The sequence below is a fragment of the Echinicola shivajiensis genome (genome assembly GCF_018642165.1).
In the GTDB taxonomy this organism is placed as follows: domain Bacteria; phylum Bacteroidota; class Bacteroidia; order Cytophagales; family Cyclobacteriaceae; genus Echinicola; species Echinicola shivajiensis.
Genome location: NZ_JAHHZM010000001.1, coordinates 181,869 through 196,201, shown reverse-complemented (window position 1 = coordinate 196,201; position 14,333 = coordinate 181,869). Strand labels below are relative to the sequence as shown.

The 14,333-nt window shown below is 39.9% G+C and carries 16 protein-coding genes; 9 read left to right on the top strand and 7 right to left on the bottom strand.

Features of this window, described 5'->3' with window-relative positions; genetic code table 11:
* Positions 1-852 precede the first annotated feature (852 nt).
* The 7 genes from KMW37_RS00835 to mobC all read left to right on the top strand — a co-directional run bounded on the left by KMW37_RS00835 (position 853) and on the right by mobC (position 9,292).
* The gene (locus KMW37_RS00835) at positions 853-2,319 is read left to right on the top strand and encodes a glycoside hydrolase family 28 protein (protein WP_215222711.1); all 1,467 of its coding nucleotides are present in this window, start codon (positions 853-855) and stop codon (positions 2,317-2,319) included.
* Between the two features lie 74 nt (positions 2,320-2,393).
* Positions 2,394-3,968 carry a glycoside hydrolase family 28 protein gene (locus KMW37_RS00830; RefSeq protein ID WP_215222710.1) on the top strand — a complete coding sequence of 525 codons (1,575 nt, stop codon included), beginning with the start codon at positions 2,394-2,396 and terminating at the stop codon, positions 3,966-3,968.
* 644 nt (positions 3,969-4,612) lie between these two features.
* Positions 4,613-4,786: a hypothetical protein gene (locus KMW37_RS00825; protein WP_246581275.1), complete on the top strand. Its 174-nt coding sequence runs from the start codon at positions 4,613-4,615 to the stop codon at positions 4,784-4,786.
* 633 nt (positions 4,787-5,419) lie between these two features.
* The gene (locus tag KMW37_RS00820) at positions 5,420-5,635 is read left to right on the top strand and encodes a hypothetical protein (RefSeq protein WP_215222709.1); all 216 of its coding nucleotides are present in this window, start codon (positions 5,420-5,422) and stop codon (positions 5,633-5,635) included.
* A 3-nt stretch (positions 5,636-5,638) separates the two neighbouring features.
* Positions 5,639-6,019 carry a plasmid mobilization protein gene (locus KMW37_RS00815; protein ID WP_317195538.1) on the top strand — a complete coding sequence of 127 codons (381 nt, stop codon included), beginning with the start codon at positions 5,639-5,641 and terminating at the stop codon, positions 6,017-6,019.
* Positions 6,019-7,308 (top strand): relaxase/mobilization nuclease domain-containing protein, encoded by a 1,290-nt coding sequence (locus KMW37_RS00810; RefSeq protein ID WP_215222707.1) that lies wholly within the window; start codon positions 6,019-6,021, stop codon positions 7,306-7,308. The genes KMW37_RS00815 and KMW37_RS00810 overlap by 1 nt, the downstream gene beginning before the upstream one ends.
* The gene (mobC, locus tag KMW37_RS00805; RefSeq protein ID WP_246581274.1) at positions 7,265-9,292 is read left to right on the top strand and encodes a conjugal transfer protein MobC; all 2,028 of its coding nucleotides are present in this window, start codon (positions 7,265-7,267) and stop codon (positions 9,290-9,292) included. Before KMW37_RS00810 ends, mobC begins: the two co-directional genes overlap by 44 nt.
* Positions 9,293-9,321: 29 nt before the next feature.
* Here the strand turns inward: mobC and KMW37_RS00800 are convergent, their stop codons facing one another.
* The 4 genes from KMW37_RS00800 to KMW37_RS00785 form a co-directional block, all read right to left on the bottom strand.
* A complete protein-coding gene (locus tag KMW37_RS00800; RefSeq protein WP_215222706.1) occupies positions 9,322-9,567 on the bottom strand; it encodes a hypothetical protein in 246 nt (81 codons plus the stop codon).
* Positions 9,568-9,595: 28 nt separating this feature from the next.
* Entirely contained in the window at positions 9,596-9,883 is a 288-nt protein-coding gene (locus KMW37_RS22635) for a Fic family protein (RefSeq protein ID WP_215222705.1), read from the bottom strand.
* Positions 9,880-10,314, bottom strand: a complete 435-nt coding sequence (locus tag KMW37_RS00790; protein WP_215222704.1) for a Fic family protein — start codon at positions 10,312-10,314, stop codon at positions 9,880-9,882. The genes KMW37_RS22635 and KMW37_RS00790 overlap by 4 nt, the downstream gene beginning before the upstream one ends.
* Before the next feature lie 99 nt (positions 10,315-10,413).
* Complete coding sequence (locus KMW37_RS00785) at positions 10,414-10,632, bottom strand: hypothetical protein (protein WP_246581273.1); 219 nt, start codon at positions 10,630-10,632, stop codon at positions 10,414-10,416.
* Positions 10,633-10,912: 280 nt separating this feature from the next.
* On the opposite strand from KMW37_RS00785, the gene KMW37_RS00780 reads away from it, so the two are divergent.
* Positions 10,913-11,818 carry an ArdC family protein gene (locus KMW37_RS00780; protein ID WP_215222703.1) on the top strand — a complete coding sequence of 302 codons (906 nt, stop codon included), beginning with the start codon at positions 10,913-10,915 and terminating at the stop codon, positions 11,816-11,818.
* A 38-nt stretch (positions 11,819-11,856) separates the two neighbouring features.
* On the opposite strand, the gene KMW37_RS00775 is transcribed toward KMW37_RS00780, so the two are convergent.
* Together KMW37_RS00775 and KMW37_RS00770 are read right to left on the bottom strand one after the other, a co-directional pair.
* Positions 11,857-12,036, bottom strand: coding sequence for a histone H1 (locus KMW37_RS00775; RefSeq protein ID WP_215222702.1), 180 nt, complete (start codon positions 12,034-12,036; stop codon positions 11,857-11,859).
* Between the two features lie 205 nt (positions 12,037-12,241).
* Positions 12,242-12,676: a hypothetical protein gene (locus KMW37_RS00770; protein ID WP_215222701.1), complete on the bottom strand. Its 435-nt coding sequence runs from the start codon at positions 12,674-12,676 to the stop codon at positions 12,242-12,244.
* A 118-nt stretch (positions 12,677-12,794) separates the two neighbouring features.
* Here KMW37_RS00770 and KMW37_RS00765 point away from each other — a divergent pair, with 118 nt between their 5' ends.
* Positions 12,795-13,472 carry an SOS response-associated peptidase gene (locus KMW37_RS00765; protein WP_215222700.1) on the top strand — a complete coding sequence of 226 codons (678 nt, stop codon included), beginning with the start codon at positions 12,795-12,797 and terminating at the stop codon, positions 13,470-13,472.
* Between the two features lie 16 nt (positions 13,473-13,488).
* Here the strand turns inward: KMW37_RS00765 and KMW37_RS00760 are convergent, their stop codons facing one another.
* Entirely contained in the window at positions 13,489-14,304 is an 816-nt protein-coding gene (locus KMW37_RS00760) for an XRE family transcriptional regulator (protein WP_215222699.1), read from the bottom strand.
* Between the last annotated feature and the right edge of the window lie 29 nt (positions 14,305-14,333).

Genomic DNA, 14,333 nt, shown 5'->3' with positions numbered 1-14,333 from the left:
TTTAGTAGGTTTTTTAATCTCAGAATTTGAGATATTTATTAGCGATAATTAGAAAGGGGAAGCATGGGGCGTAAAATTAGCCACTGGACTGCCCTGATACATTATCATTCCCGAAATGACCCAGCTATTAAATGATCTTGCTTTTAGAGAAGTAGGATTAAGGGAAAATAAAAAGTTCCTTTAGATGACTCAATTCCACTAAAATAAAGGAAGTTAAGTGGGACTTTATTTGCTTGTCAATTTTGCCATTTATAATGTAATTTATTCATCTACTAAAGGAAGATTTTTTTGCCCAAAGTGATTCGTCCATGTTTTTGAACAAAAAATCCATTTAAAAAAGAGCTTATTGTCCTTATTTCGGGGATGTCCAATTGAATAAATTGAGATAAATAATAAACCTAAAATAAATTTCTATAAAAAAACTCAAACTCTTATTGATTGCCTTGTTGTTAGGCTATGTTTGAACTTCCTGGGCACTGACAAAAATTACATAGGTAGTAACATAAAGTGAAAAGAAGACGATACCTTAAGATATTATAGTATTCGAGGAGAGGGATATGCATAATATTGCCACATTGCTTAAGCCGTTCTGATTACTGTATCAGGATCACTGTACATGGCGGACAGTATGCCCAAGTCATAAAAAGATGGACAAGGGAATTGAACAGTGATGATTAGTGGGGCAGATTCCTAGCAGCACAAGCGTTGGATTAAACTCGAGAATATGTGAGATCAGTGGAGAAAACTCGCCATCAATGAAATTGGGAAGTCCTGAATAAATACGTAATCAGGATAGCTCTTATAGCATTGAACAAAATGAATGGAATGGAACTGAAAAAAGAAAATAATAACATGAAAAAAATAATAATTACAAGCCTTTTCATAACTCTGATATTTTTTTCCTTAACCTCTGAAGGGAAAGATTATGTGATTACAGACTTCGGAGCAGTCAAAGGTGGAATAGCAATGAATACGAAAGCCATACAATCAGCCGTAGATCAGGCGCATCAAGCAGGAGGAGGCAGAGTTGTTGTTCCGGAAGGAAAATACTTATGTGGAACTGTTATCTTAAAAGATAATATTGAGCTGCATTTGGAACACGGGGCATATATCCTGGGAAGCACAGACCACGATCAGTTAACTCGCCAGGAAGTTAGGCCATACCGTTCATTAAAAGATGAAATTGGCTGGTATTCCATCTTCTATGCTGCTGGAGCAAAAAACATTGCTATAACAGGTACTGGAACAATCGACGGACAGGGAGCTGGCCAGTTACCTCGTCAGGAAGGAAGTGGTGATCGAGATGGAAGACCCCGAAATATTTTATTCATAAGTTGTTCAGATGTTACAGTGACAGGAATTACACTCAGGAATTCAGGTATGTGGAATTTCCACTTATTGGATTGCGAAGATGTTTTGGTGAATAATATTAAAGTTTATAACCATAGCAATCGAAATAATGATGGAATTGATATTGACGGGAGCAGAAGGGTATTGCTTACCAACAGTATCTTCGATTCTGGAGATGATGCAATATGTCTAAAGAGTACTGGAACTGCTCCATGTGAAGATGTTGTAATTAGTAATTGCGTTGTTAGCAGCTTTTGCAACGGCATTAAAATGGGGACCGAATCTACGGGAGGATTTCGAAATATCAATATCAGCAATTGCATTATAAAACCTTCCATACATCCTGAGAAGCCTGATCCAAGCCGAAATCCTTCAGCCATTGGAATAACCGGCCTCTCATTGGAAATAGTTGACGGTGGAATTATGGAAGGTATTTCAGTGGATAACCTTACCATAGAAGGTACTAAATGTCCGATTTATGTAAGACTGGGAGGGAGAAACAGAAAACATAATCCTGAGGCACCAGAGCCAAAAACAGGCAGGATGAGCAATATTACCATTAGCAATGTGACGGCTTATAACAGTGGGAATTTTGCCTGTTCGGTTACAGGGATTCCAGGACATAAAATTGAAAATGTTAGGCTGAATAATATCAACATTATACAGCAGGGAGGATTGGAAAATGGAGATTATTTAATAGGCTTAAATAATGTAAGTGAAAGTATTAAGGGGTATCCACAACCCACAGTATGGCAAAATCTACCGGTATGTGGCTTGTTTATGCGTCATGTGAATGGAATATCTATAAACAATTTTTCAATTAATACTTTGAAGCCCGATCCACGTCCATTATTTATGGCGCACGATGTAAATGACCTTATAATCAAGGGGGTTAACGCAGGTAACAATGTTGATATTGAATTACCTTTTTTCAAAAAAGAAGTAACTAATTATAAGATTGAGTTTTAGAAGTGTTGTCTTTAAACCTTCCTGGGTTTAAGTTCAAAATAGGTTTTCAATTTGTATTACTAAGAAAAAATGAAATGAAAAAAATATTAGAAATTGCCCTTTTCACATCTCTCATGTTCTTTTATTCTATTTCTAATGGAAAAGACTATATGATTACCGATTTCGGTGCAGTGAATGATGGTGTGACTTTAAATTCTAAAGCCATTCAAGCAGCTATAGATCAGGCAAATCTGGAAGGAGGAGGGAAAGTAATAATTCCTAATGGGATATTCCTTTCAGGAACACTTACTTTGAAGAGCAATGTTGAATTATCATTGGAAAAGGGTGCGGTACTTTTGGGCAGTACTGATATTAAGGACTATTATACAATTGAAGGTAACAATGCTTTAATAATTGCACATAATCAGCACGATATTACTATTTCTGGTGAGGGAAGGATTGACGGACAAGGCCAAGAGCTGGCACTAGGAATTGACAGTTTACATCATAGTGGAATCAAGATAGATAAGGGATATAATTATCGCCGCATGCGCCCTGGAGGACGACCACACCTAATAAAATTTAATGGATGCAAAAATGCTAAGATTCTTGGAATAAAGGCTATGAATGCGGCTAGTTGGGTGCTGCGCTTTGATAAGTGCGAACCTCTTGAAATTGATCGAGTACATGTAGATAGCGATGTATTCTGGAATAATGATGGTATTGATATTGAAGATTGTAAAAACGTGCGTATTACAAATTCTTATATTAACTCCGCTGATGATGGAATTTGCCTGAAGTCAAATGATCCCAATTCTTACTGTGACCAGGTTTATATCAGCAATAACACTATTCGATCAAGTGCCAGTGCCATTAAATTTGGCACACGTTCTAATGGTGGGTTCAAAAATGTGACTATTGAAGACATCACGATTTATGATACCTTCAGGTCTGCATTGGCATTTGAAGCTGTAGACGGTGGTACAATCGAAAACATAACAGCCAATAATATATTCGCCAGCAATACTGGAAATGCCATATTTATTAAGCTTGGACAAAGGAACGTAGATGGTGAAATTAGCGAAATCAGAAACATCTCTATCAAAAACCTCTATGTGCATATTCCATTTGAAACCCCCGATCTTAACTACTCATTTCGGGGACCAGAATTACCATTTTTTCATAATCCGTTTCCAGCATCTATTACGGGCCTTCCTGAACAAGATGTGGAGAATGTAAGCTTAGAAAACATCAACATTTCTTATCCAGGGAGAGCTAACAAAGGCTACTCTCATATGGACTTATGGAGGCTGGATGATATCCCTGAAAATGCTGCAGAATACCCTGAGTTTCACATGTTCGGGGAACTCCCCGCCTGGGGCTTTTATGTCCGACATGTAAATGGATTATCTATGAAAGATGTGAGGTTGAGCGTGCGTAATGATGATTTTAGACCTTCATATGTTTTTGACGATGTTAAGAACTTAAAACTTGAAGGAGGGAGCATAACCTCACTTTCTGATCATCATCAGGTGATTATTAAGGATACTGATAAAACGAAAATTCATAACGTTAAAGTTGACGGAAAGGAACTTAAAGTGATCCCTTCTTATGGGGACAACACTGAGGTTCTAGGAGTTGAGTTATTGAAAAAAGAAGGCATTGATTAAATGAAATAACCTTGCGAGTTATTTTTATCAGCTATAGTAATTTCTGAGGGTAGGTAATTTAATTCACAATATCTGACTAATTCAGATAAAACAAGAAAGAGAGAAACAAGTTTTGTGATGGTCTGAGATTTCAACTCTGGAAGGTTTCCAATTTGACTTTGATTGGGCTGTTATTTCCGGAGTTGAAATTTAGATACAGTAATTGTTTCTGTTGAATTCATTCTTGCACTGATTTAAAATTGCTTCAGCATTATTAGGGACATTAAATGGGACAGTAAATGCTGGAAAATCACTACCGGATGTATAAAGGGAAATGTGGTGTTGAAAAAAAGGCTTACAATATCTCCAGAATTATCAAAAACCTATCAGATTTGGAGCTGCAAGAGCCCTGATCAGACAAACTACTAAGTTTATTTTTGAAGAAATCAAAGAAACAATGCTGACCTTCAAAAGGGTCATAACATATCTTTTGGCAGATGAAAGATGATGACCGATATACTGGTAATTACAAATTATGAATTCGATAGGCACACACTCCTGATGACAAATGATTCCATTGTGAGCCTCAGCCAGCATATCAGAGAACTCCAATTGCGCTCCGCAGCGCTTTATCCCAGTATTCAGTTTGGTGTTGAAGTAATAAAATGAGTTTAGGACCAATCACCATGGAACAGATGGCAGGGGCAATCCCCTCACCACTTCCACTCAGGGAGAGTTTGATGATTGTGTGGCCACAGTTGAGCGGACTGATTGCAGCGACTGTACTGTGTTTTGCCCTTTCTTACTATTGCTTTATGAGAAGGGAAATTAGGACTTAATAGGAAAATTTGACCTTTTTACCACAATCTATTTGTTTAATAAATTTATGAAAACATTAAACATAAATTATTAATAGTCCTTTGTAAGGGGATAAAAAATATGGGGAACACGATGCTATATTTTTAGCAATCACTCCATCTTTCTGCAAAGGTATTCCGGAAAGAAAAAGCGTCAAGGGCAGGCTGAATGCTTCCTGTCGTCAGCACCCTTGACTCCTTTCCCATTCCGTTATAAAGTGGCATTCAATAGGAGTGAATGGGGAGGTGTGGTCATCAATAAATTCAGAAAGGATTTTAATTGCCAGGAGGAATCATTAAGAGGGGGCTAAAGGGTTTGCTTTTGAGTAATTTAAATGGAGTTTTTAAAGAACATTAAAACCTGATTTGGGTGGTTGTGAGCTAAGTGGTTTGGGATGGTTGATCGTCAGCCGGAGCTTTAAGAATCGTAATAATAATTATTGGACCGGTTAATTATTTAGAAAGGCTGTTTTTTACAGCTTTTAGGATCCTTTTTGATATTTTTTTAACTGGCTATAGGTGTTTCGAGTGGGATTTCACCCCACTCAGGTTTAACTGGTGAATTTTTGTTTCAATGGTTTTTCAATTTGGTCATGAACCAAAAAGGAAAATATCATGACTACTTTTCAATCCCAGTTCAGCTTTGGGCATATCGTACCGCCCCAACTTGATGAAATCAAGACCTTCTTTTCAGCAATGGCCGTTCCCGTCGCCGAGGCAGAGGTTTTTTATTATTATTACCAAGCTATTGGATGGCATACTGAAGGAGGAATCCCCATCCATAATTGGAAGGAGGCTGCCCAGGAATGGTTGTATAATCTTGAAGATTGAGCAATGATGGGCGCAAGGAAAAAATTAAGACTCAAGCAGGTGGAGTCAAGGATACCTGAACAACGGTATCAGGAATTGGTCAACCTGCTTTCTAAATCTCAAAATAACACCATGAGCGCCCTGATCAGGGATATACTTTCCAATAAAACCATCATCTGCAAAACCCATGATGAAACGGCAGATCTCCTTCTAGATCAAATGCAATCCATTCAAATGGAGATCCATGCCATAGGGGTAAACATCAATCAGATTACCCGTTATTTCAATAGCCTGAAAGACCCCTTGCGGAAAAAGGCTTTGGTAAAACAAGTGGAAAAGCAATTGGCCTTGGTAGGAAATAAAATAGAAGAACTGGAAAGTACAATGCAAAAGTCCTTTCGGTAATGGTAGCCCGGATCAGCTTGGGAAGAAATATCCTTGGCCTACTGTATTATAATGAGGATAAGGTAAAGGAAAAAAAGGCGTCCGTTCTCATGGCCAATGGTTTTGGGACAAATGGTGAAAATGCCTCCCTAAAATTTAAACACCAAAGGTTTCTCTTTTATACGGAAAAGAATACCAGGGCCAAGTTGAATGCCTTTCATGTCTCCCTCAACTTTTCTCCTAAGGACCAATTGAATGATTCCGAGAAGCGATTTATCGCACAAGAATATATGAACCGTATCGGCTTTGGAAGTCAACCTTATTTGGCCTATGAACATATGGACGCCGCACATCCGCATCTGCATATTGTCAGTACCAATATTACTCGAGAAGGGAAGCGAATAGAAACGCATAACCTGGGCAAGGAGCAATCGGAAAAAGCCAGAAAGGAATTAGAAAAAGAGCTAGGTCTGGTGGTTGCAGAACAGCAAAAAGAACAGGTGCTAATAATGCAGCCTTTGGAAAGGCTGCATTATGGAAAAAAGGAAAGTAAAGCTGCAATGGGCAATATTATCACTGAGGTGATGAGGACTTATTCCTATGGCTCAATTGGTGAATTTGCCTCTATACTGCGGCAATTCAATATTGCATTGATTCAGGGAGAAAAGGGAACAAAGATGTATGAAAATAAGGGCCTGGCCTATAGCCCAATGGATAGTAAGGGAAAACGGATTGGTGTTCCCATTAAGGCAAGTGCCTTTTATTCGAAACCAACCTTTTCCAAGCTTCAAAAGAGGATGGAGCACAGTAAAAGGAAAAAGGAAGGATTGGTTTCAATCACTCGAAATAAGGTGTTGGAAGCCCTGAAGATTTCCAAAGGGAAGGGGAAAGGAGCATTCGAGGAAAATCTTAAAAAGGCTGGTCTTGCAGCTGATTTTCATTATTCCAAAGAAGGGGTGGTTTTTGGCCTGACCATCATTGATCATGTCAACCGATCTGCCTTCAAGGCATCGAAACTATCCAGATCGCTGAGTGGTCAAAAGGTTTTTGTCCAGCTAAATCCAAATTTGGAGGAGAAAGGCCATTCCAAATTGGAGATTGATGCTTTCCAACATAATGTGGGGCCATCATTCTTTAACCAATTCAGGGAAAGACAAAAAACTGAAACCCCAGTATGGGAGGTAGAGAATAGTAGCTTATTAGGTGCCTTTATAGGCCTTGTTGAAGGAATTGCTAGGCCAGAATGGGAAGAGTTAACCGATCCTTTTGATAAAAAGAATAATAGGAAAAAACGAAGAAAACAACTTTAAGATGGCTACAGGAGAAAATACCCAGGCGCTTAGGGAAATTCTGGATCTTACCCGAAAGGCCAGCCTCACAGTATTACTGGTCCATTTATATTTGGTGCTTCCTGTACTATTTAACCATTGGGGATTGGTACAGCCGCTTTGGGATAATTTTATTCAGGAATTGGGCAAGCTGCCATTTCTTGGAAATGACTTTTATGCCAAAGCCCTGTCCCTAGGATTGCTTTTTATCAGTCTTTTGGGAGCAAAGGGTAAAAAGGATGTAAAGGTCAAATGGCCTTCTGCATTGATTTGCCTTTTCCTAGGCAGTAATCTCTTTATGTTTTCAAATTATTGGAGAAGACTGACAATAGATCCTTTGACCTTGGGGTATTTTCACAGTATTTCCATGATTATCGGCTATCTGATGGTGCTATGGGGAGGAGGGAGGTTGTCCAGATTCCTGAAAGACCAAGGCAGCAAAGGGGTATTCAACAGGGAAAATGAAACCTTTCCCCAAGAGGAAAGAAAGCTGGTCAATGAGTATTCCATAAATCTTCCAGCCAAATACCAACTGAAAAACAAAATCCGAAAGAGCTGGATCAATATCATCAACCCTTTTAGGGCATTATTGGTACTGGGTACCCCTGGATCTGGAAAGAGTTATTTTGTGATCCGTCATGTGATTACCCAGCATATTGCAAAGGGATTTTCAATGTTCGTCTATGATTTTAAGTACGATGACCTTTCCAGGATAGCCTATAATGCCCTGCTAAAATCAAAAGGTGTCTATCAGGTTTTACCCCAATTTTATACCATTAATTTTGATGACCTTTCCAGGAGCCATCGCTGCAATCCCCTGGAACCTTCTACCATGTTGGATATTACCGATGCCAGTGAATCTTCCCGAACCATTATGATGGGCCTCAACAGGGAATGGATCAAAAAACAAGGGGACTTCTTTGTGGAGTCGCCCATCAATTTTTTGACTGCCGTGATCTGGTTTTTGAAAAAATACCAAAAGGGCAAATTCTGCACCCTGCCCCATGTCATAGAAATGATGCAGGTGGATTATGATAAGCTCTTTTCTGTATTAAGGACCGAACCGGAAATCGAGGTGCTCATCAACCCATTTGTTTCTGCTTACCTCCAAGGAGCTGCGGAACAACTGGAAGGGCAGATAGCCAGTGCCAAGATCACCATGGCAAGGCTTTCCTCACCACAGCTTTATTATGTGCTTTCTGAAAGTGAATTTACGTTGGATATCAATAATCCCAAGGAACCCAAAGTAGTCTGCATGGGTAATAATCCCCAAAAGCAACAGGTATATGGAGCAGTGTTGAGTTTGTATATTTCCAGGATTACCAAGCTGGTCAACCAAAAGGGAAAACTAAAATCCAGCCTGATTTTCGATGAATTTCCCACCATTTATTTTAATGGGATCGATAACCTGATCGCCACGGCAAGGTCAAATAAGGTAGCCACCTGTCTGGGGGTCCAGGACTACAGCCAGTTAAAAAAGGATTATGGCAGGGAGCAGGCCGAGGTGATCATGAACACTGTCGGAAATATTGTCTCGGGGCAGGTGCTGGGAGATACGGCAAAACAGCTTTCCGACCGTTTCGGGAAGATCAGGCAAAAAAGGCAAAGCCATTCCATTAATTCCAATGATACTTCTATCAGCCATTCCACCCAACTGGACCTGGCGGTACCACAATCTACCATTGCTTCACTTTCCTCAGGGGAGTTTGTGGGATTAGTGGCCGATACTCCTGAACAGCCTATGGAACTGAAGGGGTTCCATGCGAAAATCATCAATGACCATGAGGCCATAAAAAGGGAAGAAAGCGCCTATAAGGAAATCCCTGCATGTAGAAGGCTGGGGGAGAAGGAGGTCAATGAAAACTATAAAAGGATCAAGGCTGAAATCCATGAACTGGTTGAATCGGAACTGGAAAGGATGATGGACAGTCCTGGATTAATGGGACTGATTATTCAGAAAAGGTGATTCTAAGTATTACTAATACGGATAATAAATTACCAAGGGCATTCCATGAGGTTTTCCAAAACCGGCTCTTCATCAGAAGAAAATGTAATGTTTTCCTCTAGTTTTTCCTGCTTTATATAGAATTCCCACAAACCTGAATCTATGCCTTTTTGGGCTTCTTCAATGGAGATATTCCACCTTTCACCATTTTCATTTAAGCCACCAATTCTATTTATTGATCCTTTAAAAGGTCCTTTTTCTACTTTGTTCACGCATTGGATTCTTAGTCTTCGCATACAGGAGCTAAAATTAATATGGAATTGATTAGGAAAATGATCCGTTTTCTTTATCAATTTTATCTTGTAAATATTTAGTCATTCCCTCTGCGAGAAACTGGACAAGTGGTAGGTCGGAATTTGACCTTTCACAGGAGATGATAGTTTCAATATAGGCTTTTCTGTCGTTTTCGGATTTAATCTGGGTAAATACGGGAGGACATTGATGTTGCATCAATACTGCACCCATTATTATCCTACATACACGTCCATTCCCGTCAGCAAAAGGGTGGATGTCATTCAGGAATTTATTATGAAAATAAGCAAGGACTGTCAAAATATGCTTTTCGTCTTTTGAATTGTCAATCTGGTCAAACTTTCTTTAAAAACATCCACATATGATCCCATAATCATTTCAAGGTTGTAATGAGGAGCATATTCTTTGTTGGGGTACAAAGGTTGACGATATCCAATTGTTGGGATATTTCTATAACAACCGATAAGTTCGGGTTTGAAATCAGTTTCCCAAACCAGTTCGCTGCTCATCAATTTCCTATGTATGTCTTTAATAACTTCTTCGCTGCACTCAAATGTTTCAATATGATCTATGATTCCTTGAAGCGTATCCTTGTGGTTGGCTACATCCAATAGACTTTTCATCTTTCCCTTCCTAACCATTTCATTATTCAAAAACTGTATGGTTTCCCCGTACTTAATCTGATCATCCTCCAAACGGGAGGAGAAAAATGTGAAATCGTTGATAAGCATATTGCTAAATTCTTCCGTCCACTTCGGGGCAGGGTACTTTTCTCTGAAAATTCGAAGTGATTGATTGAAATCCACTAAAAAAGACGATAACATAGGGCGTCAGGCAGCGTATTTTTTAAAGAGATGACGAACCCAATTTTTAATGTCATGGGGATAAGCGGCAAGCCTGTTGGATTCATCTGTAGTCATGGTTTTACCAAAGAAAAATAAATCAAAATCTTCCCTTACCGATTCAGGTATCTCATCAATGGGTACCAAATTATTGCTTTGGGAAAGTCTTTGTAAAGTCGATATGTCGGTTTTGGTAATGAACATCATCTCGAAAAAACCTCAAGCTGTATATACTGGTCTAATATTACAATTTATTTACAAATGTAATAAATATATTACTTAAAAGATTTTTTAAGGTGCTTAGTTCCTGTTTCTTATTCAATTATCCAGCTAAGTTAGGCAGACATTGCCCATACAGGACAAGGAACTTCGGCATAAAACCACCGCTAATCCCTTGGCTGGTTTATTCCGATCCTCCTTGCCTTTAATGTGCCCTGCAGCCTGGGGATGCTTCATAATTAAAATCATTCACCAAAACGATGTTATTATGAAGCGTTCAACAAAGCATTCCAGAAAAGATGTTTATCAGATTGTCAATGAAAGGATCATGTCCAGTCTTGAAAAGGGGATTATCCCTTGGAAGCGGCCTTGGTCTATAATGGGACTGCCCAAAAACTACCAGTCAGGGAAGGTGTACAAAGGGATCAACCTTTGGCTACTGCTAAGCTGTGGCCATGGAAAACCCTATTACCTGACCTTCAAACAAGCTGAAAGCCTGGGAGGAAAGGTACGAAAGGGATCTAAATCCATCCCGATCGTTTACTGGAATTTTGTTTACCAGCATAAGGAAACCGGAAAAAAGCTGACTGAGCAGGAAGCTAGAAAATTGCCCAAAGGTTTGGTGGACAGGCGTGCATTCCTCAAATATTATAATGTATTTAATATTGCTGATGTGGAAGGAGTGGATTGGGAACTGCCTGATACCAATACTGAACAGCCCTTCAAACCAATCAAGGCTTGTGAGGATTTATTGAAAAAAGTACCTGATATGCCTGAAGTAAGATATGAAGAGGCACAGGCTTACTATTACCCTAAAAAGGATTATATCAATATGCCCACCAAGGAACTGTTCAGAACTGAAGCGTATTTTTACCAGACGCTGTTCCATGAGCTGGTCCATTCGACCGGCCACCAGAAAAGGCTTAACCGTAAGGAACTATGGGATGCATCGGATAAGGATAAGAGCGCTTATAGCAAGGAAGAATTGACTGCTGAAATGGGCGCCAGCTACCTGAGCAATCTATGTGGGATATGGAAAGAAGCCCAGCAGGAAAATTCTTCGGCATATATACAGCATTGGTTGGGACAGCTGAAAGAGGATAAGCGCCTATTGGTAGAATCTGCTGCCAAAGCACAGAAAGCAGTGGATTACTTGACCGGTGGAAAGAATTAAAGCAAAAAAGGGGATATTCCCCTTTTTTGCTCATGCGTTTATTTGTCCTTGTTCTTGATTTCCTGCACCTCGGTACGGATCTCCTGGGCCAAGGTCTTGATGGCCTGCATGCCGTTTCTTACCCTTGTTCCGGCAGCCTTATTGCCCTGTTCGTAAAACTTGTCGAAATCTGCTTCCAAGGAATCCACTAATTCCTTTACTTCTGAAAATCTGCTCATTTTTTTAAGTGTTTAATTATTGAAAAGACAATTTTAAGGAAAAATTCGTGCCAATTGTTTCCTAGATGGGAAGACTTGCTAAATTTATCGTGTTTTTCAGGTAAGAGGGGGCAAATGCTTAAATTCTATCAAATAAACATGCAGTCATGAATACCAAGCTAATTGTCGACCATATTGATATTAGGGATAAAAAAAACTTTATTAGCTAAGATGAAAAAATCTGCTCGAATATAATTTCAAATTTATGCCTGAATGGTTTATTGGGGATGTGGTAAAGGAACAAGGGGGCTGAGTAGGGACAGGTTCCCAAATGGTTGATCTCGACTGTATTGCTGTCTGTACCACATACCGCATTCACAAAAAAATAGTCATCTTCCCATTCGTAAATCCCACTATAATAGCTGGCTTTTGAGCTTATATCCGTCCATGCCAATTCAACATCAGTGCCTATCAAACACTTATTGATCAGGTAAAAATCCATAAGCTTCGGAGGAATAACGTGGGTACTATAACTATCAAGATGCAAAGCCAATTTATATATTTCTTCCAATTGATCTTGGTCAGGTTCTGCCTCTGCGAATGTCCTGAAATTATGGCACAGGTTGATAAAGTGGGTATGATCGAAGTCAATGGGAATCATATTAGTTGAATTGGATGACAGGCCTTTACTAAATATACAAAAGGATTTTCCTTTGCTGATAGCACTAGGTGATTTTTATATAAATCCTTATCTTTAATAGGACCATCATTTTTATGCTATGTGCTATCATGTTTCCCTCAATAAGGACATCAAGACGGTAGAAAAGGATTTTGATAAGAAGGTTGCGGAACCGGATCTTTTTCAAAGTGGCTATCACCTCAATGGATTTGCCCAGCCCTATCTTCCTGTGCTCAGTACACACGATAAAAATGCCATCCATATGTACCGGTGGAAACTATATCCCCATTGGGTGAAGGATGAATCTTCCTGGAGGGCCAATACCCTTAATGCGAAAGGGGAGGAACTGTTTGAAAAGGGTTCTTATAAGGCCTATTGGAAGAACAGGTGCTTGGTGATCTGCAATGGCTTCTTTGAACCTCATCATCCAGACGGACAGAAGAAGGCACAGTCATATTACATCCGGCCCAAAGAAGGGGAGTACTTTACCTTAGGTGCGATCTATTCGGTATGGCATGATATTCCGACCTTTAGCATAATCACCGTACCGGCCAACCCCTTATTGGAGGAAATCCATAATGAGAAAAAAAGAATGCCTCTGGTGCTGGATGGTGATCAGGCGGAAGCTTGGTTGATAGAGGATCTCAATAAGGATGAAATGACTGACCTTATGGTCCCTTATCCAAATGACAGTAAAATGGAGGGATATCGGGTCATGGACGGTGTGACCAATTCTAGGTTGGATACCAATGTACCTGAAGTCCTTCAACCAATATAATCAACATGGCGCCCTTTTATTTTTTATCGTTTGCCAACTGACTTAGGGTTGCTTTAATTTCCCTGACATCCCTGCCCACCTGGTCCAAAGCGCTCAGTGGGTCAGGGATGTTTTCGGTAAAATAGCTATGGAATTTCCATACTTCCAACACATCCATTACGGCTACCTCATAGGGATCATAAATTGTATTCAGCGATTCCAAAAGCAGGCTTCGGTTTTCCTTGATGTGGTTAGTGACCAGCTTGAAGCTGATCCCTTCCTCTTTGGTCACCACGATACAGGGCATTTTTTCTTTTATACTGCTCCAGTCCTGTACAAACTCCCCAATTACATATGCCCCTTCTGGTACGGGCAGCATGGAATCCCCTTCGGTAGGGAACATGCGGTATTTCCTGTTGGGATCCAGCTGGGGTAGGTTGAATACGGGAAGCTGACTGATAAAGCCCGGATCACTATATCCTGCCAGATATCCAGCCTTTGCCTTTATGGGCACCAGTTCCACATTTTCCATATTGTCGGGATTTACCGTGGTGGCCAAAATCCTGATGCTTCCACCTTTCAAATAGACATCGTTGCCTGCTTCCAGGTCCCTGATCCCCAGTTCGGAAAGCTGGGACAGGTCCACCTTGATCAGGGTGTCTATGCTCATCTTAAAAAAGTCTGCGAACATCACCATATCTGCCATGGCCGGGGTCTTCACGGAGCCGTTTTCATGGGCATTTAATTTGGGACGGGAAATGTCCAACTTTTCGGCCAGCTCTATCTGGGTCATTCTCTTGCGTTTACGCAGGAATTTGATGTTGGAAGACCAAAAAAAGCTTTGATTTGCCATGTTGTTTTGCTATTATTTATAACACAATA

Coding starts and splice junctions, on each gene's coding strand:
- KMW37_RS00835 (WP_215222711.1), top strand. CDS start 853: ATGAAAAAAATAATAATTACAAGCCTTTTCATAACTCTGATATTTTTT.
- KMW37_RS00830 (WP_215222710.1), top strand. CDS start 2,394: ATGAAAAAAATATTAGAAATTGCCCTTTTCACATCTCTCATGTTCTTT.
- KMW37_RS00825 (WP_246581275.1), top strand. CDS start 4,613: ATGAGTTTAGGACCAATCACCATGGAACAGATGGCAGGGGCAATCCCC.
- KMW37_RS00820 (WP_215222709.1), top strand. CDS start 5,420: ATGACTACTTTTCAATCCCAGTTCAGCTTTGGGCATATCGTACCGCCC.
- KMW37_RS00815 (WP_317195538.1), top strand. CDS start 5,639: ATGATGGGCGCAAGGAAAAAATTAAGACTCAAGCAGGTGGAGTCAAGG.
- KMW37_RS00810 (WP_215222707.1), top strand. CDS start 6,019: ATGGTAGCCCGGATCAGCTTGGGAAGAAATATCCTTGGCCTACTGTAT.
- KMW37_RS00800 (WP_215222706.1), bottom strand. CDS start 9,567: ATGCGAAGACTAAGAATCCAATGCGTGAACAAAGTAGAAAAAGGACCT.
- KMW37_RS00790 (WP_215222704.1), bottom strand. CDS start 10,314: ATGCTTATCAACGATTTCACATTTTTCTCCTCCCGTTTGGAGGATGAT.
- KMW37_RS00785 (WP_246581273.1), bottom strand. CDS start 10,632: ATGATGTTCATTACCAAAACCGACATATCGACTTTACAAAGACTTTCC.
- KMW37_RS00780 (WP_215222703.1), top strand. CDS start 10,913: ATGAAGCGTTCAACAAAGCATTCCAGAAAAGATGTTTATCAGATTGTC.
- KMW37_RS00775 (WP_215222702.1), bottom strand. CDS start 12,036: ATGAGCAGATTTTCAGAAGTAAAGGAATTAGTGGATTCCTTGGAAGCA.
- KMW37_RS00770 (WP_215222701.1), bottom strand. CDS start 12,676: ATGATTCCCATTGACTTCGATCATACCCACTTTATCAACCTGTGCCAT.
- KMW37_RS00765 (WP_215222700.1), top strand. CDS start 12,795: ATGTGCTATCATGTTTCCCTCAATAAGGACATCAAGACGGTAGAAAAG.
- KMW37_RS00760 (WP_215222699.1), bottom strand. CDS start 14,304: ATGGCAAATCAAAGCTTTTTTTGGTCTTCCAACATCAAATTCCTGCGT.